Consider the following 19,838-nt stretch of genomic DNA (forward strand, 5'->3'; position numbering starts at 1 on the left):
CCAGACCATTTTACTTTATCATCCGGAAAGCTGCCTATTCAGCAACAGCCCCTGCTAAAAGCAGGGGCTGTCATATAAAAGCCGTTCCTTGTCTCTTACGGAATAATGCGGCTCCGGGCGGTTACTGCCTCTTCCTCAAGCACGCGCACTCCGCCAGCCACTTCGTAGGCTGCTCCAATGGCTGTAAGCAAATCTCCTGTAATAGCCAGCTTTTGCTCCTGCTGCAGTCTGTTCACATCTGTCTCGTTAATTTGACTCGACACGGAAACCGCTTCTAGAATTTGACCAATTGTCCTGATCCAAACAGCTGCCAACACTTGCTGCTCTCCGATTGAATCTGTTTGATCCTCAGCATATAACAGCCCTGACAAACCTTTAATTTCGATCAGCTGCCCTATCACCTGAACCCACAGACCTAATGCCACCTCTTTCTCCAATGCCAAAATCTTTTCGCTTTTTTGCTTCTCAGTTGTTTTATTCTTCATTGCTGCCCTCCGAATTTTGCCCTTCTCTATTTTATGAGCAACAAATAGGATGGTGCCGTTCTTCTGCAGACAACCCCCCGCATTTTATTTTCACAGTTGTCAACCTTCTTACTCATTATAAATACATAATGATTATTTCTTCCGTTGGTACTTTATTTCTATTTTCAATAGAATCATACTTCCCTTTATGCCCCTATTGCATGAACAGCTGAAACATCCGCATAAAACAATAACAGAGCTTTTCCTACGCTAGGATTCGTTTCTTGTATAGAAATATCGAGAACATATTCCTTTATTTTCAAAAAAAATACTTTTTATTTTAAAATAAAGATGGTACTATTTGATTGCTAAGTAAATCTCTTACAGTACTTTATGAATATACCAACTTAGGGAGAATAGATCCTTATGTTTACAAAGAAATCCGCATGGTTCAAGCCTGTTGCTGCAGCTGTTCTATCATTATCTTTGGTCAGCAGTTCCTGTAAAGCCAGCTCCGAAGAAGGAATCCTTTAAAAATTGTACAGAGCTTAGAAAAAATATCCAAAGGGTGCAGCAAAAGGACACCCAGCCTATGATCCAAAGCACGATCGTGATAAAGACGGCTGGGCTTGTGAGCGATAACACATCACACAGCAAAAAAAATTAAAAAGCCCCGCTCGCAAAGGCAGGACTTTTTAATTTCAGTGTTAGATAAATAGATTGATTAATAAAGCTGCTTACATGGCTGTTTCATCTGTTAGTCACACTAATTTATGTAAACGTCGCTTGCTTTATTATTTCCATAACAACGAACAGTCCCTCGACTACCACATTAAAATCGAGACTCCTTATTCGCAGGATCTTCGTTAACACTATTTTGACTGACTTATTCTTGCATCATCATTTTCTTTTTGCAGCATTTTAGTTTATACTTTTTGCTCTCTCTTTTTATAACACTTGCCACCGTTCCATCGCTTTCCTTACTCTGCTCTCGCCTGCAACAAGTCACTTTACCAGCCTGACTGCTATCAGATATTCAGTAATTCCTCTAACCTTTCTTCCGGTGTTTCAATGTCCTCCGGCAAATCAGTTAAAATTCCTAGCATCAAGTTTTTTTCGGCCATGTCCTGTAACGTGTAGAATACGTTCGGTTTATGCTTTTTCAAAAGAGCCATGACCTCCTGCGCTGGCAAAGGTGTTCTAGATTGAATTTTTAAAAGAGATCGTAAATAAACCAGGAAATCATGAGCAGCATCTCTGTTGTCTGGACATTTCTTTAATAAATCATAAAATCGGCGAATGCTTCTTCTTAATTCTTTATTTCCTTCCATCAATTTTGGTCCCTGCCTCCAATTAATATAGTTGTCCAAATGAGGAAGTAGATTCCTATTTGGCAGCCCGGCTATCATTGTTCACTGACCGTAAACTTTAGACCCGCAGCTTTGCGCCCTTATCTTTCAATAAGTTTGCCTTTTTCAAGTAGAAACAATTTAATCATACAACAAATAAGATGATCATAACACAATGAAAAATTATATTAAAAAAATATTACTTATCATTGTTAAAAAACATGTCGGCGATTTTTTATGCTTGTGCAGAAACAGCAGTTTATAAGATGACGAGGTTGAGGTTGGCTTAAATAAGAGTGCCGCCTGTTTAGAATATCATTTTTTGTCGCTTAATCACATCCTTGTTTTTTACAATTTCTTCATTTATTTATTTTTTCATGAAAAGCGCATTCGTCTGCCCTTCTCAATAAGCGCCCAAAAGATCCCTTCACAGCATATTCCATGTATGCTGATATTTGCCATCCCACTCTCGATAAATGTAATTTTCCGTTCATCTTTCGTTCATATAATGCGGGTACACTTACTATATCGCGTCAGAACGAACAGATAGGAGGAATAACAATGAACATGGCCTGGAAAGAAATTAAAAAGAATAAAGGTCGGTTTATGATTTTAGGATCGATTGTTTTTTTAGTTAGTTTTCTGACTTTCATTATTTCTGGATTGGCAAACGGCTTATCTCAGGACAACGCTGCCTTAATTAAGGACTTGCCGGACGGCTCCTTTTATATGGATGCTAATGCGGATGAAACATATAATCTATCGAAAATAGACCCTGACACTCAAAGCAACCTGTTAAATAAAAAAGCGGAAGCCGCAGCGCTATCCATTCAAATGGGCTTTCTGAATGACAAAAACGACAAGCAGCAAAGCGTCGCCTTTGTCACTTCAACGGATTCGCCGCTTTTTCCAAAAGTCAAAGAAGGCGAAGTTGTGCTTGATGCTTCCATGAAGGATACCGGCATAAAAGTCGGGGATGTTCTAACCAATAATCAATTTAGCGGCAAGTTTACCGTAAAAGGGTTTGTTGATGGCAAGAAATACAGCCACGCGCCAGTTGCTTTTATTAATAGTGAAAACTATAAGGAAATGTACCGGACAGAGGAAATGCAATTAGTTTTTGTTCCTGGAGAAGATAAGGCGCAGTCCGTAGCCGGACTGCAAGCCTATTCAAAAAAACAGTTCCTGCATACTATTCCAAGCTATAACGCGGAACAAATGTCTTTGAATATGATTGTTTGGTTCCTGGTTGTCATCAGCGGCATGCTGTTCGCCATTTTCTTCTATATGATGAACGTTCAAAAAATTGGGCTGTATGGCATTTTAAAAGCCATCGGTGTAAAAACCGGAACGCTGTTCAAAATGATGTGGACCCAAATGCTTCTTATTACAGCAGGTGCCCTCAGCTTGTCTGTGGCCCTGAGCCAAGGCTTTAAACTGCTGTCACCTGATGGCATGCCATTCAGCTTGACGCTTGATACAACGATCCAATTATCAATCGTCTTTCTCGTTATCGGATTTATCGGTGCTACACTTTCAGGAATTCAAATCAAAAAAGTGCAGCCGCTGCAGGCCATTCAACAAGGAGAGGTGTAATATGGCTATTTTCACCATTGATGAAGTAAAAAAAACATTTTCAAACGGCGAAATAGAAGAAGAAGTATTGAAAGGCATTAACCTGTCTTTAAAAGAAGGCGAAATCACCGCTCTAGTCGGGGCTTCCGGCTCTGGAAAGAGCACTTTTCTCACCATTGCAGCGGGACTTCAGCCTGCTTCAGACGGACAGGTCGTGTTCGAAGGGAAAAATATTAGCGCAATGACTCAAGAACAGATTCGGAAAATACGCGCCAGCAAATTTGGGTTTATCTTTCAATTTGCCCACTTGGTTCCTTTCCTTACCGTTGAAGAACAGCTGGAGCTGATGCTTGATGTTTCAGAATCAACGTTAAAAAAGGACGAGAGAAAAAAAGAAATTGATCGTGTTTTAAAGCTAGTGGAGATGGAGCACCGGAGACACGCTTATCCGGCTTCTCTATCCGGCGGAGAGAAGCAGCGGGTGGCTATCGCCCGAGCGATCATTCACAAACCAAAAGTTCTGTTTGCAGATGAACCAACGGCCAGTTTGGATTCAAAAAGATCGAAGGATGTAATGGCACTCATTCAGCGTTTGACCCAAACGCTGAACATTACCACTTTAATGGTGACCCACGACGAAGACATGCTTTCCTACGCCGACCGCATTATTAAAATGAGTGATGGAATGGTTTCTTAAAGCCGTTTCTTTTGAGCAAATAATCTATTGATAGCCCTCGCCTCATGTGCGGGCTATTTTTCATCTTTTACCGCTCATATGGAGGAGAAAATATAATGACAACTATTCTGATTGTTGATGATGATGTTCATGTATTAAAATTGATCGACATTCACTTGCGCAAAGAAGGATATCAAGTGGTCCAAGCCGCAGACGGCATGGAGGCACTGAATATTCTTTCCAGCCGTACGTGCGACTTGGCCGTTGTGGATGTAATGATGCCCTATATAGACGGCTATAGGCTGACTAGAGAAATTAGAAGCCGGTATGACCTTCCCGTTATCCTCTTAACAGCGAAAAATCAAATTGAAGATAAAGAACAGGGGTTTTCTTCGGGCACAGATGACTATCTGGTCAAACCGTTTGACCCGAAGGAATTGCTTTTCCGCATCAAAGCCTTGTTAAGAAGATACGATGCCCAGCCGGATGAGCTGCTCATTCAGCTTGGGAACACGCGCATCAACAAGAAAAGCTACGAAGTCCATACGGAAGGACGGACATTGCTCCTGCCGCTAAAAGAATTTGAACTGTTATTCTTTTTGGCTTCCAATCCGATGCAAGCTTTTTCCCGTGAACAGCTGATCGAGCAAGTGTGGGGCTTGGACTATGATGGAGATGAACGAACGGTTGATGTTCATGTTAAGAGGCTGAGAGAACGCTTTTCCAAGCTGACGGCTGACTTTCACATAAAAACCGTTCGCGGGATCGGCTACTTACTGGAGGCCAAGCGGGTATGAAGTCGCTTTATTCAAAATTTGTTGTCGTCACAACCGGAATTATGCTGCTAAGCGGACTTCTTGCTTTCTTTATTTCCAATGTTTACTATCAGCAAAAGTTAAAATCATACAATGATCAAAAAAACACAGCTATTGCCCTTAATGTTGCTGCTTTTACTGACGAGCACCCTGATATGAATCTGGAGGAGTATTTGCAAAGCCTCTCTGCTGTCGGCTATCAAATTTATTTGGTCGACAGCAGCGGACGTGAAACTTTCTTTGGTGCCGCTTTCAGAGACAAGCAACTAGCTGAGGCGACAAAAAGGCAGGTGCTGCAAGGAACGGTCTACCACGGGATTCTTCATTTTCCGCACAAAACATTCGTTACCGGCTTTTTCGCCAATGAATTAAAGAATACAATCGGCGTCCCGCTGACACATAACGGAAAACAATATGCCCTCTTCCTTCGCCCGGATATTAAGCTGCTCTTTAACGAAATGCATCTGTTATTCGGCTGGCTGCTTGTGTTAGCAATTGTGTTGAGTATTGTCATGGTAGTTTTCGCTACCAACTATTTAGTCAAGCCCATCTCCCGCTTAACAGCGGCCACAAAGCGGCTGGCTGAGGGAGATTTTCGCGTTAAGCTTGATACAAACCGGAATGATGAGCTAGGGGAGCTGTCAAACAGCTTTTCACGAATGGCGCGGCAATTAGAACAAACAGAAGAGATGAGAAAGGAATTTATTTCGAATATTTCACACGATATACAGTCGCCCTTGTCTAATATCAAAGGCTATACGAACCTGATGAACAATGAATCGATTAGTCCTAAAGAAAGGGATTCCTATGCTTCTATTATTAACAGTGAAATTAAAAGGCTTTCTACTCTGACGAAACAGCTGCTGCTTCTGGCCTCCCTGGATCGAAATGAAGATATGGTCAAAAAACGCCCATTCAACGTTGGCCAGCAAATAAAAGAGTTAATTCAAAGCTACCAATGGGCTATCAGTGAAAAAGGCATTCTTCTCAGCTATTCTTTGCCTGATATTGAAATCATCGGCGATCCTTCTTTGCTCAATACCGTCTGGGATAATCTGTTAACTAATGCCATTAAATACAATAAACCAAGCGGCAGTATTGATATTGCCATCGAAGTGAAAAAAGACGCTCTCTTCATTACCTTTAAAGACACCGGCGTCGGCCTGAGCCGGACTGAATTGGAAAGAATCTTTGAACGCTTTTACCGGGCAGACATGATGCGTTCAAGAGCGATTGAAGGCACTGGCCTCGGTCTGTCCATCGCCGCGACTATTATGAAACTGCACGAAGGCCATATTTATGTACGAAGCAAGGAAAAGGAAGGCTCCGCCTTTGTCGCGGAGCTGCCCCTTGGCTAATACAGTGTTTTTGGTGCCATGCCTTTCTTCTGCGTGGCACCTCATTTTTTGGATAATCTGCTATAAATCTTGAGACAGCCGAATCATATCTCTGCATTGAATCCCATTCTCAAAAATTTCCTCTGAATAATGCCTGATAAAGAAATCAGCATCGACACCAACCACCCGGAAACCGCACTTTTGATACAGAGCCAGCTGACCGATGCTGGAGTTGCCCGTGCCAATTTCAATCGTTTGGTACCCCTCCTTTCCAGCCTCTCGGATCGCATGCATCACCAGCTGCTTGCCAAAGCCCTTGCCTTGCTGTCCTTCTGACACCGCTACATTTACCAGCTCTACAGTATGAGGCCTTGTGGGCAGCAGCACATACACGCCAATAACCTCGCCGCCTTGTTCAGCAACAAAGCTCTCCCCCCTCTCCACATACTTCTCTACCGCCTCCAATGAAGGGTCCGCTGACAGCAGCAGTTCAAACGGCGGGTGTTCATCTTTGTTTAGTTTTCTAATTATCATTATTTTTCACCTTGCCGATTTATATTTTCTTTTAATTTACCATTTCTTGCTTATAAGCTACATACTTTCCTGCTTTCTTCCGGTTAAACGAATCTCCCCCTCTTACCGCAGTTGCCCTATCCAGCCAAGAATAATGCCTTTTGCTGTACTTTTTCAGAGAAAAAGCCAAGAATAGAGAAATCATGGATACACGATTCAAAGGAGCAGGAATAGATGCAAAGTGAACATTTTTTATATCCAACAAATATTATTAATATGTTTCCGGCGTCGCAAATTGAACATTGGACAGCTAACAAGAACGTGGAAACATTTAAAAAAGGTGAGCTTATTTGTACACCGGGACAACTGTCTGATTCTGTCTACTTGATCATTGAAGGCCACGCCCGTATATTTCATATTCATTTGGAAGGCAAAGAATGCGTGCTTGGCATTTTGTCAAAAGGTGATTTTATTGATTTGCTGCATGTTTTTTCTCAAAAAGAAAGTCAGCTGTTTGCCAAAGCATTAACCGAGGTAAAGCTTATTTCTCTCACAAAAGCAGAAGTCAGAAATGAAATTCAGCAGAATAAAGAATTATCAACGACGCTCCTTTACTATTTCGCCAACAGACTTCAAGACACGATAGAAGTGCTTGAACAAGTAGCGTATGGAAAAGTTGAGGAGCGCTTGCTCTTTTTATTGGATAAGTTAGCAAACAAATCCGAAAAAAAAGAGGACTGGTATCCTTTACCTGAATTTCTTACCCACCAAAACTTAGCAGGAATGATTGCTTCAACGCGAGAAACCGTTACGCTTGTAATCAATAAATTCATCCAAACTGAAAAAGTAAAACAAGAGGGCCAGCGCCTGTGGATTAAAAAAGCTAAAAATTAAAGCAGGTGTAAGGAGCCTTACATACAGCAGCTGCCCGCCTCCTGTATGATCAATGTGACATAATCATTGAGGAGGATGCATAATGAATCAAATTTCACTCGCAGCAGCACAGCAAACAGCAAGCGCCATCAAGGAAAATCCAGCGTTGAAAATCAGGAGCTGGCAAGCACAAATCCAGTGGCAAACCGGTGTGCAAAATAAAGTGACTATCCGGGATTTTGACCCAATTCTTACAGACGAGCCAGAAACACTGGGCGGCACAGATCAAGCGCCTAATCCGGTAGAATATCTTATCGGGGCAGCCGGAAGCTGTTTTGCTATTACCTTTGAAGTAATGGCCAGTGAAAAAGGCATTCCATTGAAAAGCGTAGATGTTGAAATTAAAGCAGATTTAAATGCGGCTGTTTTTCTTGGCATGGAAGAAGGAGACGGAGGAATTCTAAACCCGGTTATCACATTAAAAGCAGACGCGGAAGCTCCAAAAGAAGAATTGAAGGAAATTGCACAGGCTGCTTTAGCAAAATCTCCTGTCCTATCCAGCCTGAAAAAAGACATTCAGCTGATTATCCAATAATCAAGTTCTTTCACACGCCGTCCGATCCCCTTCGGCCGGCGTGAAGTGCTTTCTCTATGCCCGGTTCAGCTGCCAGGCAGCATAGGATGATCTCTCTTCACTTTTCAGGTTTTTGGCCCGCAAATTGGATGACATGAGATAATCCGTTGTGCAACTCTCCTTCATGACGGACCACTTCCCCCATAAAAAAATGTACAATACGCCAATCGGAAAACACGGTCCAAAACTCCTCTGGCGCATATAAAAAGCGACTGTCTTTGGGACCCCCGCTCTTGTAGGACAATTGGCAAAGAGAATATACCTCCGCAACAAAGTATCCTCCAGGCTTTACTGCTTTCTTAATGCCAAGAAGCGTTTGGCGGCGCAGCTTTTCTGGAAAATGACCGAATATACACACAATCTCATCCCAGCGGTCTCCCTCCCATTGAGCTTCTTCCAAGTCCATCAGCTCCGTTTGAACAGCCGTTCCCCTTGCTTTTGCTAATTTCTTTGTTTTCTCCAGCCCGGATGGTGCATAATCCCAGGCAGTCACCTTCATTCCTTGCTCAGCTAAAAAAACAGCATTGCGCCCCTCTCCTTCTGCAATAGCCAATGCTTCTCCTGATAACTGCAGTTTTTGCTGCGTTTCTTCTAAAAATTCGTTTGGTGCTGTTCCATATACATATTCTTCACTTGTAAAGCGTTCATTCCACTTATTCATCCTTCTCTCTCCTTTACAGCCGATAGAGTCTTCTATAAGAAAAGGGCGCTTTCGCAAGCGCCCTTTTCTTATTCTGCAGCGCCAGTCCAGCTGTTCATGCCGCCAGTCATATTTTTTACTTTTAATCCTTTTTCGGTTAGCCATTCACAGGCTAAACTGCTTCGATTGCCGCTGCGGCACACAACAATATACTCCTTGTCTGGATCTAGCTCCTTCGCACGTGTGAGCACCTGTCCCAGCGGAAGATGCACAGCGCCAGGAATTTTCCCTGCGGCTACCTCGCCAGCTTCTCTTACATCAAGCACACAGATATTTTTATGTTCTTGCAGGAGCCTTTCCGCTTCCTCCGGCAAAATTTCAGGAAACATGGTGATACCTCCTTTGTTTATTTATAATTTTCTGTACCCAATTACCCCTAAGGGTATATTACGATACAACTAGGGAGATGTCAAAGATTTTAACTGCCTCCAGCAGCCGTTCTTAAAAAGTGCCGGTAATAGAAAAATGCAGCTGGTTGGTGACAGAATGACTAACCAGCTGCATTTTAGCCTGATAAAGTTTCAGGCCTTTATCGCCTTTTTCTTCCACTTTAAAACATGAGCTAAAAAACTAATAACCGTGTAACAGCGGCAAAAGCCGTTGATGGGCATATGTATGCTCGCTTTCTAAAATAAGTTGGTCGAGAATTACCGGCATAGAATGGATAAATGCCTGCAATGTTCGGTGCACCGTTCCATTCTCAAATTGTTCGATCGGCTCTGGCAGCTCGTCCTCATCTAAAATAAAATAAGTGCCATCCGGAAGAACCATAATATCAATGATTAAATCTTCGAAAGAGAGGAACTGATCCGTTAGCTTTGTCTGCCGGACAATGTTGAAATAAGCCCCTAAATAAGCACCATTGCCATCTCTCCAAATATACAAATTATACGGCCGATCCTTCCAATAGTAGGCAATCGTATAGCTGCCTTTAGGGATCGTTAACTTTACCTGCTCAGCAGTCATTGTAAAGGTATATTGTATTTTGTGGAAGAGAACCGCTGTTTGATCGCAGGCTTTTAGCAGCCTGCACGCGTGTTCGACAATCGTAGAATCATACTTTATTTTTCTTTCTATGATTCTATTAAATTGTTGATTAACTAGTGTTCCCATTTCTGCAGCTTCTCCTTCTACTGACTCATACTCTTCTTTATTGATTGTATCATGTACCGTTCATGTAATAAGCAATAGAAGGATCATTGGCTGTATGACTAGATCATTCAAACAACAAATCAGGAATATAGACAAGGAGAGAGGCAAAATCTAAATCACTACGCAGAAAAGCTCGATTGGCAAAGCCGGCGTGGGGGGAAGCTCTTCAAACCTGCACAAGGCGCAATGATCATTGAATTAGAAGGAGTCATCTGCTGTTGGAGAGAATAAAGAAGATAAGTGCCAGAGAAAGAGTAAATATGAGTTTTTTAAAAGATGGCGAAGGGCTTACCCCTTTTTACTTTTACATAGATTATACAGCCATTAAACAAGATATTTTCAAGGAACCCACCAGCGAAACTTGAAAAATACTCATGAGGAACCATTTCGGAAGCCTGCTGATCCTTCCTTTATTTTGCCCCCGAATGTTTAGGCGCCTCATTTGAAAATTTATGAAATAAATAAACAACATAAGCGTTCAAGTCAAATTGATCTTTATGAATGAAACTGGAAAGTGTCAGTTCATGCTTTCTCATTGTTATTCTCCCTCCATTTTTAAATTAAACTTTTCTTCTATTCAAGCTGCCGGAGCGCCGAATAAAAACTGCTCCTACTTCCACTATAATAGAAAGCGCTTACAAAGTGAAGGGGTTATTCCCATAAACTTTTCGACTAATTTCGTGCCTTATCTGCTGCTATAGGGAGCTGCTCCTTTTTGACGCAATAGAACCTATTATTTTCCGTTGCTGCGATGTATAGTTACAGTAATAAAAGCTTTCAAGGAGGAGAAGATTTGTTTATCAAGCTGACAAAAGAACAACGAGAAATAATGGTTGCGGATATTCAATCGTTTTTTTCGCAAGAAAGAGACGAGGAAATCACTCAGTTTGCTGCCGAAAGAGTATTAGATTTTGTTACAGGGACGCTTGCTCCCCATTTTTATAACGCCGCTGTCTCAGATGCAAGGTTTATTGTTGAACAGCAATTCTCCTCAATAGAAGATGAAATTCTAACGCTGGAGCGCCCTATAAAGCGATGAAAGCAGGAATATCCAGAAAAGAAGCTCTTCTTCTGGATAGATTAAGGGAAATCCACTCATACTACAACTGAAAGGCGGTGTATGAATGGATTTCCCTACTATACATACAAACTTTTGGGACGCCGTTATTGCCGTTCCTGCTGTAATCGTATTAACCCAGCTGATTAAAATGTTTTTTAAGATACCTAAATCGCTGGTTCCGCTTGTCGCTCTTTCAATTGGGCTTTTGATTTCAGTCTTTATCAGCCATAGAGGACATTGGATAGCCGGATTGTTTATGGGCTGGTTCTACGGCTATGCTGCAATTGGTTCTTACGCCTCTCTGAAAACAAGTATACGCTCGTACTTGAAAAAAGTGAGGCGTGAATAACCTCCAGCCTGCCCTTTTTCGTACTGATTGAATGACGCTGGATGATAACGGTTCCAGACAAGCATTGACCGTCCAATTTATGGATGATACTATGAAGTAATTAAAAGAATATTCTCAATAAAGAACTCTCTATTATGTCAGCGGTTTAGAGTTAAAGGAAGTGCCCTCTTGTCTAATCACACAGGTGTATTGCTTTATACTCGCCGCAGTAATCTTCATGCTGACTGCAAAAACTGTTTTGGCTTATGTTGTGTCGCCTTGCCTTTTGCCGCTTCAGCTGATTTTGCTTTCAATTGGGAACAGATTTAAGAGGAGCTCTGCTGATCGCAGCGGACTTGAGGGAAGCTGATTTGCGAGCAACTGATCTAATTGGAGCAGATTTGCGAGATGCTGATCTCAGCAGAGCAGACTTAAGGGGAAGTATTTTTCTCACCCAGGCGCAAATTAACACGGCAAAAGGCAGCCTAAACACAAAGCTGCCGCTGGCACTTATTCATCCGCCGCATTGGTTTGCCTCTTCACCTTAAGAAGCTTTAGCTTGTTTTTTAGCGAACAGAGCGCCAAGAAATGGCTGACACCTCCCTTTCCTGGCGTTCTATTTCACCTTCACCCCGTACAGGAGTCCTTGCTCTTTTCTAACGCACAAAGTTTCTTTTTATTTCAATTATTTTTGTAATATTCGATCTTTTTCTTCGCTTTCTAAGGTTGTATAATGTACCCAACCGCATACGAGCGTGTCCTTTCGATTTACCGGCAAGGGAGGATGAAAAGTGATTATACAGGAAACACTTGATGAACTAATTACCCGAATTAACAGCGTGCGTCACTTGATGGTTTCGACAGGTCTCCGTAAAAGTCTTTGTGATTGCGAAACTCTGAAATACAGTGAGGAATTGGACGAGTTGATTCACAATTATCAGCTAGTTGCCTGCTCACGCCTTCCTAGGTCCGGGTAATAGAATCAATGGGTCCGGCTGGTGCACACCTTTCTCACTTCATCGGCCAGGCATAAGCCTGGCTCTTTTTGCTTTCTTATCTGGCAAGAACCTCTTCTGTGTTTTTCTCTGCTCTTATTTTGTGATGAGAATGGCACCGCCTCTTCACTTACTTTCTTCCATTGATCCATTCGTAAGTGAGCGAAACCAGCTTTTATCATCTGAGTCCAATGCCATATTAATGTATAGTTGTGTCAAATCTTTCGTATCCTCCGGAAGAAGTTCAGTGTTTGTTTTATTCATCTCATAATGGTTAAAGCGCTTGTTCCCTTGAATTCTCCCATTTTTGATTACACAGACAAGTGCGCTGCAATGATCTGATTCAAGCACATACCCCGACGCATAATGGTGTTTGATTTCTACCCAATCTCCTTGTGCATACATCGCTGCCGCCTCCTTTTGTAACAGACTCTCCAACTTTTACTCATCTTAACCATAAAAAAACCCCTTCATCCTTTCCCTCTTTAACACGATACGCGAACGGCCTTTTCCTTATTTATGGATCGATGATATTCAATGCAGAAAATCTTTGTTAGTATAGAGGATGTGAAAGCAATGGGGAGGGAAAACGATGGATAATAAACTGGCACTGCTGCTGATCGGCTTAGGTGCTTCTTTATGGGGAATTATTGGCGTATTCGTCACTTATTTATATGAAATGGGCTTTACTCCTGGACAGGTCGTGGCCTTGCGATCCTTTTCAGCGGCTTTGCTTCTTGTCACTTATACTTTTTTTAAAAACCGGCGGCTTCTAAAAATCCGCTGGGCGGATAGTAAATACTTTGTCGGGACGGGAATTATCAGTATTGTCTTTTTTAACTGGTGTCTATTTAGCGCAATCGAGGAAACTTCTATTTCAATTGCCTCCATTCTTCTTTATACGGCTCCTGCCTTTGTTGCCATTTTTTCAAGAATATTCTTTAAAGAAGCATTGACCCCCCGCAAGGTCTCTGCCTTGTTTATTACATTTCTTGGCTGTTCGTTTGTGATCGGCATTTTGCCGAATATGAATGAGACAATTTCCTTGTACGGCTTCATTCTCGGCCTCGGTTCAGGCTTTTTCTATGCGCTGTATAGTATATTCGGAAAGTTCGCCCTTCAGAAATATGATTCGTTAACTGTTACAGTTTATACGTTTCTATTTGCGGCGGCGGCGTCCATTCCGGTTAGCGGAGTCTGGCAGGCTGGCGCTTTATTATCTGATATAAAGGCATGGGGCTGCATCATTGGGCTTGGTGTTCTTTCTACGGCACTTCCTTTCATTCTTTATACGAAGGGATTAAGCAAAGTAGAATCAAGCAAGGCCTCTATTATAGCGACTATTGAGCCGGTTGTAGCTTCCCTGGTCGGATTTTTAATCTTTCATGAGACGTTGCATGCCTGGCAATACATTGGAATTGTACTGGTTATTTCCGCTGTTATCATTGTCCAGGAGCCGGTGCAAAAGTCCAAAAAGCCTTCTGCTGTTTCAAAACAATTATCTTCATGACCCGGCGATTGCCGGGTCATCCTTTTTCTTTGTCCCTTATCCTGAAATTCAATTAAAACGACTATTGTCATCATTCATTCACAAACCGCTTTTATTCAGCAGCTATTATAAACTTATTTATATCAATATCAAGGGAAGTGTGTTATCGTTGGTTACAACAAAGAAAATGAAATTATTGGAATTTTGCTTAGTCCCTTTCCACTAACTCCAGAAAGGAGTGCTAGGATGTCTGTAGAAAAGCTCAAAGAAATACTGGAGATGCTTCGTTACTATAATGCTGTGGAAATCACCCATACTTTCAAAAATGGCGAGAATCCTCTTTTGTCCGTTTGCTGTTTGAAAAATACGTCCACCTTTCAAATCACAATACTTGATAGTAAAACAGTCAAGTATTTCGAATGTGTAGAGGAAGCCGCAAAAGCCATTGAAAAATTAATTCATTAACTTTCTTTTACAAAACTCCTTAACTTTTCAGGGGTTTTTTTATTTTGCTTTAGGTGGTTTACATTCGTTTAAAACCGGGTAAACATAAAATCTCTGTTTATGTATATACTTTCTTCATACTCATTTAAAAGAAAGGGGAATGTCACATGGAGCCAATCGATTATTTTGCTTGGATTATTTCTATCGTCCTAGGTGTCGTGTTTATTAGCTCGTTAGCTATCTTATCGAGGAAACCAAGATTATTTTCTGAGAACAGAAAGAAATCTTCTGAGGTAAATAAATAAAATTCCTTCTGATGTACTTCAACCTATTAACTGTCATCTGCTTTATCCAACTCAGTGTGTCCTTCCATTTAAATTTCAAATAAGGCTTTCTCAAACAGCATGGCTGATTTTTCTATTGATTCCGTTGCAGGCGAATGCTCTCCGCGGCCAATCACCAAGCCGCTTCGCTCGTCTCATCCAAGTCATTGAGAAATCAAAAGGAAACAATAATAGAACCTCCAACTAAAAAGCAAGGCGGCCTCGTGCCGCCTTGCTTTTTAGTTGACTTGTGAATGCGGGCCGTTGATTTCCATTCCAGGCTGCTTCGCTTTCTGCGGGGTCTCTCCTGTCCCGCTGATCCTGCAGGAGTCTTCGCGCCTTCTATTCCAATCAACAGAGCGGACAACGTTAAGGCAGCCCTATAGCCATATCTGTTTGAAAATGGAATCATCAGCCGTCCCTTTTAGTTTATTTGTAGATAGGGCTGTCGCTTTTCATTCCTTGATTTTCAGAGCTTCAGCTAAACTGCCTTCTTTTGCTATCACTTTTTCTTGAACAGGGACGGTTCGTTCTGCCCATTCTTTTTTTAGAAGGGACATTTCGATCGTATCCCAATATTCATGGTCGCTCAATTTGCACACCTGGCGATGAACGCCTTCTGCTTGAAAACCGAAACCTTCATAGCAAGCAATAGCTGGCTTGTTAAATGTAAAAACACCCAGGCTCACCCGGTTCAATTGCAATTCACTGAAAGCAAGATGAAGAATCTGTTCCATAATCTGCTTGACGATTCCTTTCCCGCGGTGCCTTTTGTATACAAGCACATAACTAATCCTCCCCAGTTCATGCTGCTCGTCAATTTCTCTTAAGGCAATGTGTCCAACTGTTTCATTTGTGGAAGAATCTACAGCCTTATAAATATAACTGCCTTTTCCGTATTCCTTATCCATGTAATTCTTAACCTGCTCTTCTGTCAGCAGATAACTGTACGCCCGTCCCGACCATTGAATCATTAATGGCTTGGAATCAATTTCATCCATTAACTCTTTAATATCTTCTCTGGCAAAAGGAAGTAATTGAATCATCGTCCTCGCTCCTATCCCTGATTTCCTTGTTCATCTCTCATTATGCATCATACTCATTTCCTCGTCGAGCAGATAGGAAACAGGGCTTATGGCGCTGGAATACTCCTGACAAAACACATTAAAAGCCCGGAGCGCCTCCGAGCTTTTATCTTATTCCTCCGATGGCTGATCAGCTGCCTGCGCCTGAATAGATACATGCTGAGGCCGTCTCGGATAATTTCCCTTGTCCGCATCCTTAGGTCCTGTCAGTGTTCTTCTCTGATCCAGATTGCTATATTCAACTTGGGTTCTATATTCTTCCTGCTTTCCACGTTCCATCTTGCTGTTTCCCCCTTTCTATATGCGAATAGTCCGGCTCTGTACTTTGATAAAGCTGCCGCTAAAAGTGACTTTTTTATTATTTTTTCCATTCCGCGCGACCGTCCAATCACTTACAGCATTTTTTCATATGATGTAGTAATTCCTCTACAAGGAGGTGGAAAACTATGGGTTACGGCGGCGGATACGGCGGCGGTTTCGCGTTAATCGTTGTGTTGTTCATCCTCTTAATCATTATCGGTGCATCTTACTTAGGTTACGGCTACTAATTTGTTCTTTTTAGGAGCCGGCTGCAGTTAGCTATCCCCTTCTCATTGCAGCCTTGCCTTTGTCCTTTCTTGCATCGCTTAAAACCAGACAAATTGCTGTCTGGTTTTCTTTTTTCCTGCGCTTATATCTTTCCCCGTCTTTCCCTCCTCATTCGTCGTTCGCCAACGCTTTTTGTGCCATCATTTGCTTGGATATATTTTTTTAATTTAAGTCAAATTAAGCATATAGGCAGCACTCTCGGACATCGCCTGACGAGCCGATCTTCTTGCTGCCTACGGTGAAAAAGAATAAACTACGCTGGATTCGATAGGGGGAAATATATATGGAGATTCGTGAAGGCTTAATTCCAACTGCTTTAGGTACGGCTGTTACAGCTGCTGGATATGCTCTAAAGCAAAAACGGGGCTCGAATAAAATGATTGCCAATACGGTTTTTGGATTTGGCCTAGCCCACATTGTCTTAGGCTCCATCGATTTAATCCAGCACCGTCAGTAATTACTCAGGCAGACGCCTTGTCTGCGTCTGCCTGATAAACAAAAACCTTTTTCCTTAAATGGAAAAAGGTTCAAAAGATCAATTTATTTCAAATGCTTAACTGGTTACTTTCACAAATTCCCACAAGTGTTCAATCGGGCAGATTCCGTAGCGCTGTGTATGGGTAAATTCATAGCAGGCATAATTTTTCCAGCCATGGAGATTTACTTTGATTTCTCTCTGTTCGTCCTCCAGCCAAACAAACTTCCAATCCCCGTTCAACAGATTGAGCAACTGATCACTGGTTTTTACTTCTTCAAACGAACTGAATAAATCCGCCATTCTTCCGCCTCCTTATTCACTTACTATACAAATTCTTTGTACCTATGTAAATTCCTTCTAAAAAGTTTCTCTTCTTGACTACTTCTTTTCTTCATGCATATGCAGACAAAGAACAAAAAAGAATGGTTCATTATGTAACATTGTTAGAAGTTTTGTCGAATGTCTTTCTAAAGTGAAGAGAAGCGGCCATAATATGTAATGTTGTGTCTTCTTCGCAAAAAATTATTTGTTCGGGAGAGTTTAGAAATGGAGAAACAGGAAATGTTTAATGATTTAACAGCAGAAATTAATTCGAAACGAAAAATGATGATCAAAGTCGGAATGTCAAAGGGGCTTCATCACTTCGAGACGATTCAATACAGCGAAGAATTGGACAAGCTAATTTATAAATATCAATCTCTGGTGAAAGTCGCCAGTAATTGATGGGGTCTGTTTCACTCTTATTAGCGACATACTTAAAAAGAACTTTAGGAAAAAATAAAGAATTGTGAGATAATGAGAGAGGAGCGAAAAAGAAACTAAGGAGTGACAAAATGGCTTATTATAATAACAGACGGGAAGAGCCTTTGCCAAATGAAGATATCCAGACGTGGGAGTGTACGTCTGAAAACTGCAATGGCTGGATGCGCAAAGCTTTTGCTGCTGTTGAAACACCTAACTGTCCATTTTGCGGCAGTCTAATGGCAAGCGGCATCAGGCACACTCATCCTTTAAAAAATAACAGCCTACATAATAAAGAGTAACCGGAGACTGTTTATTGGAGTACAAATCAAGCTAATATTTTTTACAATGATCAGGCTGATGAAAAACACGTTCATCTTTTCAGGGGTAAATCCTGATAAAGAAAGTTAACGTTGATCAACAGCCTGATTCGTCTTTCTCTATTCTTTATAGGGCACGATGTAAAACCCCTTGTTTCCTGACCATTCTGCATAGAAAATACTATCCGCGCAGACAATCCCTTCTTTTTTTAATTCTGATAGGAGCCACTCTTTACTCTTCCCTGCTCTTTTCAGTTCATCACCATCCACTTTTCCTTCATCGATCAGCAAATACGTCGGCTGATTTTCGGAAGCCGTGATATTCAGCATGGCAGGTGTCACTGGAGCCCCTTCTGCTTTCGGCAATACACTTAACGTTCCATTCGTTTCTAACGTAGCCTGCTCCACATCATGCAGCGAAAAATACCCTTGGCTGCGAAGCAACGTTCGCAACTGTTCCATTTCCATGTGGTTTTTCTTTAACTCTCTGATGCTTACCTTGCCGTTAACGACTAAATCAGATGCTTCTCCTTTGAGTAATTTTTTTAGCCATTCTGATTTCATCACCATTTTTTCTATGAAGTAAATTAGCATTCCCCATAGAGCTACAGCATACAAAACTTGAAGAATGGAGATTTTTTGATCAAACATAGCCTCCTCTAAAAAACTGCCCAGTAAAATGAGGTAAATTAGATCAAATGGAGTCATCTGGGACAGCTCTTTTTTGCCAAGCAGCCGGATGACAAGCAGCAACGTGACTAATCCGACAACGATTTTTAACGTGATATCCAGATACATAAGCGTCCCTCCTTGCATCGATCTAGACTTGTCCTACTATCTCATTCCCCATTTGTCCTTTTGCAAATCCTTGAATGCAGAGCAGCCATGCTTGCAGAACAAAGAGCGAACCCTTACATGGATTCGCTCTTTGCAAGATAGTCATTGCCTGACTATGTTTATTAACGATGTACAGTTTGGCTTTCACCAAGCCATTCACTCAGTTCCGCAAATAGGTCAGACGCATTTTGCCAGCCTAAATCATATGCTTTCGTCAGCTTTCGCGGGTTGCGTTCAATGCGGCTGATTTCAAGGGGCTGCGTCGGACGAATAACGAACGCCTTCTTATCTTTTTGTAACTGCTCAATATACGCTAGGGTTTGATTATAGTGTATCCATCTGTTTTCAAGCGTCTTTATTACTTCCGGATAAGCGGCATATTTACGCTTGATCATAAAGTTAGAACGGGCGGGCTTCTTCTGATATCCTTCATGCTGTGTAAGCACAATCACATTGCGGCTGCAGCCGTCCTGTTCTGCCTTTTTCACCGGAACCGGATCGCTCATGCCGCCATCAAGGAGTTCGTGCCCTTGAAAGGAAACAATCGGCGCAGCTAATGGAAGTGAGCTTGATGCCCGGATAGGAGTTAACAAATCCTCCTTGTATTCTTTTCTGCTAAAATAAATAGGCTTCCCCGTCTGGCAATCTGTTGTGCCAATCACAAACTCGGTCTCGCTTTGTGTGAATTCATCATAATCAAACGGCACAATTTGATTAGGGATCACATCAAAGACATAATCCATGCCAAATAATTCACCCTTTTTAAAGAAATTTCGCAGTGAAATATAATTGGGATCACGAACAAAACCGATGTTGACCCGCTTATTTCTCCCCCATTGTTTTGAAATATAAGACGCTGCATTGCAGGCACCGGCCGAAACGCCGATCACATACGGAAATTCGATCTTATTTTCGAGAAAAAAGTCAAGGACACCTGCTGTATAAACGCCTCTCATTCCACCGCCTTCGAGAACAAGTCCTGTCTTTGTGTGCATGTTCACCCACTCCTTTTCATACTATATTGTATCAAACTCTTTTCTGTAAAACGCCTGATTTGCCTGA

Annotated in this window: 29 protein-coding genes, 2 pseudogenes and 1 riboswitch; of the genes and pseudogenes, 18 read left to right on the forward strand and 13 right to left on the reverse strand. The window is 41.8% G+C overall.

Annotated features, from left to right (window positions below; all coding sequences use genetic code 11):
• Positions 1-95: 95 nt before the first annotated feature.
• The gene (locus B1A98_RS03515; protein ID WP_063385740.1) at positions 96-485 is read right to left on the reverse strand and encodes a hypothetical protein; all 390 of its coding nucleotides are present in this window, start codon (positions 483-485) and stop codon (positions 96-98) included.
• A gap of 570 nt (positions 486-1,055) precedes the next feature.
• Between B1A98_RS03515 and B1A98_RS20955 the strand changes: the two are divergent.
• A pseudogene (locus B1A98_RS20955) lies at positions 1,056-1,106 on the forward strand (excalibur calcium-binding domain-containing protein); the annotation flags it as partial.
• A 386-nt stretch (positions 1,107-1,492) separates the two neighbouring features.
• Here the strand turns inward: B1A98_RS20955 and B1A98_RS03525 are convergent.
• Positions 1,493-1,798, reverse strand: a complete 306-nt coding sequence (locus B1A98_RS03525; RefSeq protein WP_125474389.1) for a hypothetical protein — start codon at positions 1,796-1,798, stop codon at positions 1,493-1,495.
• 55 nt (positions 1,799-1,853) lie between these two features.
• A riboswitch (cyclic di-GMP riboswitch) is annotated at positions 1,854-1,945 on the reverse strand.
• A 429-nt stretch (positions 1,946-2,374) separates the two neighbouring features.
• Between B1A98_RS03525 and B1A98_RS03530 the strand changes: the two genes are divergently transcribed.
• The 4 genes from B1A98_RS03530 (at position 2,375) to B1A98_RS03545 (ending at position 6,237) form a co-directional block, all read left to right on the forward strand.
• Positions 2,375-3,409: an ABC transporter permease gene (locus B1A98_RS03530; RefSeq protein WP_063385738.1), complete on the forward strand. Its 1,035-nt coding sequence runs from the start codon at positions 2,375-2,377 to the stop codon at positions 3,407-3,409.
• A gap of 1 nt (position 3,410) precedes the next feature.
• On the forward strand, positions 3,411-4,085 hold the full coding sequence (locus B1A98_RS03535) for an ABC transporter ATP-binding protein (protein WP_063385737.1): 675 nt from the start codon (positions 3,411-3,413) through the stop codon (positions 4,083-4,085).
• Positions 4,086-4,180: 95 nt separating this feature from the next.
• On the forward strand, positions 4,181-4,861 hold the full coding sequence (locus tag B1A98_RS03540; RefSeq protein ID WP_063385736.1) for a response regulator transcription factor: 681 nt from the start codon (positions 4,181-4,183) through the stop codon (positions 4,859-4,861).
• A complete protein-coding gene (locus tag B1A98_RS03545) occupies positions 4,858-6,237 on the forward strand; it encodes a sensor histidine kinase (protein WP_063385735.1) in 1,380 nt (459 codons plus the stop codon). Before B1A98_RS03540 ends, B1A98_RS03545 begins: the two co-directional genes overlap by 4 nt.
• A 60-nt stretch (positions 6,238-6,297) precedes the next feature.
• Here the strand turns inward: B1A98_RS03545 and B1A98_RS03550 are convergent, their stop codons facing one another.
• A complete protein-coding gene (locus B1A98_RS03550) occupies positions 6,298-6,750 on the reverse strand; it encodes a GNAT family N-acetyltransferase (RefSeq protein ID WP_063385734.1) in 453 nt (150 codons plus the stop codon).
• A gap of 213 nt (positions 6,751-6,963) precedes the next feature.
• On the opposite strand from B1A98_RS03550, the gene B1A98_RS03555 reads away from it, so the two are divergent.
• Together B1A98_RS03555 and B1A98_RS03560 are read left to right on the forward strand one after the other, a co-directional pair.
• Entirely contained in the window at positions 6,964-7,623 is a 660-nt protein-coding gene (locus B1A98_RS03555) for a Crp/Fnr family transcriptional regulator (RefSeq protein WP_063385733.1), read from the forward strand.
• 82 nt (positions 7,624-7,705) lie between these two features.
• Positions 7,706-8,197: an OsmC family protein gene (locus B1A98_RS03560; RefSeq protein WP_063385732.1), complete on the forward strand. Its 492-nt coding sequence runs from the start codon at positions 7,706-7,708 to the stop codon at positions 8,195-8,197.
• Between the two features lie 97 nt (positions 8,198-8,294).
• On the opposite strand, the gene B1A98_RS03565 is transcribed toward B1A98_RS03560, so the two are convergent.
• The 3 genes from B1A98_RS03565 to B1A98_RS03575 form a co-directional block, all read right to left on the reverse strand.
• The gene (locus B1A98_RS03565) at positions 8,295-8,897 is read right to left on the reverse strand and encodes an SAM-dependent methyltransferase (protein ID WP_063385731.1); all 603 of its coding nucleotides are present in this window, start codon (positions 8,895-8,897) and stop codon (positions 8,295-8,297) included.
• Between the two features lie 68 nt (positions 8,898-8,965).
• Complete coding sequence (locus B1A98_RS03570; RefSeq protein ID WP_063385730.1) at positions 8,966-9,265, reverse strand: rhodanese-like domain-containing protein; 300 nt, start codon at positions 9,263-9,265, stop codon at positions 8,966-8,968.
• Positions 9,266-9,506: 241 nt separating this feature from the next.
• Positions 9,507-10,049 (reverse strand): ribonuclease FAU-1 family protein, encoded by a 543-nt coding sequence (locus tag B1A98_RS03575; RefSeq protein WP_063385729.1) that lies wholly within the window; start codon positions 10,047-10,049, stop codon positions 9,507-9,509.
• Positions 10,050-10,306: 257 nt separating this feature from the next.
• On the opposite strand from B1A98_RS03575, the gene B1A98_RS20345 reads away from it, so the two are divergent.
• The gene (locus B1A98_RS20345; RefSeq protein ID WP_158286012.1) at positions 10,307-10,453 is read left to right on the forward strand and encodes a hypothetical protein; all 147 of its coding nucleotides are present in this window, start codon (positions 10,307-10,309) and stop codon (positions 10,451-10,453) included.
• A gap of 45 nt (positions 10,454-10,498) precedes the next feature.
• Here the strand turns inward: B1A98_RS20345 and B1A98_RS20865 are convergent, their stop codons facing one another.
• Positions 10,499-10,624, reverse strand: coding sequence for a hypothetical protein (locus tag B1A98_RS20865; protein ID WP_256682623.1), 126 nt, complete (start codon positions 10,622-10,624; stop codon positions 10,499-10,501).
• Positions 10,625-10,881: 257 nt separating this feature from the next.
• Between B1A98_RS20865 and B1A98_RS03580 the strand changes: the two genes are divergently transcribed.
• From B1A98_RS03580 to B1A98_RS03595, 4 genes and pseudogenes are all read left to right on the forward strand, one after another.
• Entirely contained in the window at positions 10,882-11,127 is a 246-nt protein-coding gene (locus B1A98_RS03580; protein ID WP_063385728.1) for a DUF2164 domain-containing protein, read from the forward strand.
• Between the two features lie 85 nt (positions 11,128-11,212).
• A complete protein-coding gene (locus tag B1A98_RS03585; RefSeq protein ID WP_041096775.1) occupies positions 11,213-11,497 on the forward strand; it encodes a hypothetical protein in 285 nt (94 codons plus the stop codon).
• 296 nt (positions 11,498-11,793) lie between these two features.
• A pseudogene (locus B1A98_RS03590) lies at positions 11,794-12,024 on the forward strand (pentapeptide repeat-containing protein); the annotation flags it as partial.
• Positions 12,025-12,267: 243 nt separating this feature from the next.
• Positions 12,268-12,453, forward strand: a complete 186-nt coding sequence (locus B1A98_RS03595; protein ID WP_087903723.1) for an aspartyl-phosphate phosphatase Spo0E family protein — start codon at positions 12,268-12,270, stop codon at positions 12,451-12,453.
• 144 nt (positions 12,454-12,597) lie between these two features.
• Here B1A98_RS03595 and B1A98_RS03600 read toward each other — a convergent pair whose 3' ends face one another.
• The gene (locus tag B1A98_RS03600) at positions 12,598-12,876 is read right to left on the reverse strand and encodes a hypothetical protein (protein ID WP_041096779.1); all 279 of its coding nucleotides are present in this window, start codon (positions 12,874-12,876) and stop codon (positions 12,598-12,600) included.
• Between the two features lie 187 nt (positions 12,877-13,063).
• Here B1A98_RS03600 and B1A98_RS03605 point away from each other — a divergent pair, with 187 nt between their 5' ends.
• The gene (locus tag B1A98_RS03605; protein WP_063385726.1) at positions 13,064-13,981 is read left to right on the forward strand and encodes a DMT family transporter; all 918 of its coding nucleotides are present in this window, start codon (positions 13,064-13,066) and stop codon (positions 13,979-13,981) included.
• A gap of 225 nt (positions 13,982-14,206) precedes the next feature.
• Complete coding sequence (locus B1A98_RS03610) at positions 14,207-14,425, forward strand: hypothetical protein (RefSeq protein WP_063385725.1); 219 nt, start codon at positions 14,207-14,209, stop codon at positions 14,423-14,425.
• A gap of 757 nt (positions 14,426-15,182) precedes the next feature.
• Here B1A98_RS03610 and B1A98_RS03620 read toward each other — a convergent pair.
• Positions 15,183-15,773 carry a GNAT family N-acetyltransferase gene (locus B1A98_RS03620; RefSeq protein ID WP_063385723.1) on the reverse strand — a complete coding sequence of 197 codons (591 nt, stop codon included), beginning with the start codon at positions 15,771-15,773 and terminating at the stop codon, positions 15,183-15,185.
• A gap of 150 nt (positions 15,774-15,923) precedes the next feature.
• Entirely contained in the window at positions 15,924-16,091 is a 168-nt protein-coding gene (locus tag B1A98_RS20350; protein ID WP_158286013.1) for a hypothetical protein, read from the reverse strand.
• A gap of 167 nt (positions 16,092-16,258) precedes the next feature.
• Between B1A98_RS20350 and B1A98_RS03625 the strand changes: the two genes are divergently transcribed.
• Complete coding sequence (locus B1A98_RS03625; protein ID WP_082028119.1) at positions 16,259-16,360, forward strand: YjcZ family sporulation protein; 102 nt, start codon at positions 16,259-16,261, stop codon at positions 16,358-16,360.
• Between the two features lie 323 nt (positions 16,361-16,683).
• Positions 16,684-16,857, forward strand: coding sequence for a hypothetical protein (locus B1A98_RS03630; RefSeq protein WP_041096788.1), 174 nt, complete (start codon positions 16,684-16,686; stop codon positions 16,855-16,857).
• Positions 16,858-16,953: 96 nt separating this feature from the next.
• Here B1A98_RS03630 and B1A98_RS03635 read toward each other — a convergent pair whose 3' ends face one another.
• The gene (locus tag B1A98_RS03635) at positions 16,954-17,178 is read right to left on the reverse strand and encodes a hypothetical protein (protein ID WP_041096790.1); all 225 of its coding nucleotides are present in this window, start codon (positions 17,176-17,178) and stop codon (positions 16,954-16,956) included.
• A 246-nt stretch (positions 17,179-17,424) separates the two neighbouring features.
• Here B1A98_RS03635 and B1A98_RS03640 point away from each other — a divergent pair, with 246 nt between their 5' ends.
• Both B1A98_RS03640 and B1A98_RS03645 read left to right on the forward strand, forming a co-directional pair.
• A complete protein-coding gene (locus tag B1A98_RS03640) occupies positions 17,425-17,601 on the forward strand; it encodes an aspartyl-phosphate phosphatase Spo0E family protein (protein WP_082028120.1) in 177 nt (58 codons plus the stop codon).
• A gap of 110 nt (positions 17,602-17,711) precedes the next feature.
• Positions 17,712-17,921 carry a cold-inducible protein YdjO-related protein gene (locus tag B1A98_RS03645; RefSeq protein WP_041096792.1) on the forward strand — a complete coding sequence of 70 codons (210 nt, stop codon included), beginning with the start codon at positions 17,712-17,714 and terminating at the stop codon, positions 17,919-17,921.
• Positions 17,922-18,059: 138 nt separating this feature from the next.
• Here B1A98_RS03645 and B1A98_RS03650 read toward each other — a convergent pair whose 3' ends face one another.
• Positions 18,060-18,737: a DUF421 domain-containing protein gene (locus B1A98_RS03650; protein WP_063385722.1), complete on the reverse strand. Its 678-nt coding sequence runs from the start codon at positions 18,735-18,737 to the stop codon at positions 18,060-18,062.
• 161 nt (positions 18,738-18,898) lie between these two features.
• A complete protein-coding gene (locus tag B1A98_RS03655; RefSeq protein WP_063385721.1) occupies positions 18,899-19,771 on the reverse strand; it encodes a patatin-like phospholipase family protein in 873 nt (290 codons plus the stop codon).
• Between the last annotated feature and the right edge of the window lie 67 nt (positions 19,772-19,838).

It is taken from the genome of Pseudobacillus badius (assembly GCF_002189605.1).
In the GTDB taxonomy this organism is placed as follows: domain Bacteria; phylum Bacillota; class Bacilli; order Bacillales; family Domibacillaceae; genus Pseudobacillus; species Pseudobacillus badius.